General features: G+C 58.0%; 1 protein-coding gene. It reads right to left on the minus strand.

Annotated features, from left to right (window positions below; all coding sequences use genetic code 11):
* On the minus strand, positions 1-307 hold a 307-nt coding region (gene traM, locus QVO66_RS11480; RefSeq protein ID WP_288172846.1), incomplete at both ends, for a conjugative transposon protein TraM.

Here is a 307-nt window from a genome sequence, read left to right on the forward strand (position 1 = left end):
GCACGCTGCCGTTATGGCTTACGGCCTCTATTTCCACCTCCATACGCTCGCCCTGAAGGCGCGTCAAGCCTGTTATCACCGTTCCTTTTGGTAAGAGGCGGCCTCCAACACGCATCGGTTCGAGCAGCCTGAGGCGCAACGCCTGTCCGTCGGTAACAGTCTGCGTGCCGTGTACGCACGCCGCAATGGTGTTCTTTACCACGGCCTCATGTGTTCCGACTGCGGTGTTGAAGCGGTCTGCAACAATGCTGTCCGTATCATCATTTTGACCGAGCCGCGATACAACACGAGTCCGTTCCGCCTTGAC

Origin of the sequence: Prevotella sp. CAG:255 (assembly GCF_000431195.1) — a bacterium.
Taxonomy (GTDB): domain Bacteria; phylum Bacteroidota; class Bacteroidia; order Bacteroidales; family Bacteroidaceae; genus Prevotella; species Prevotella rara.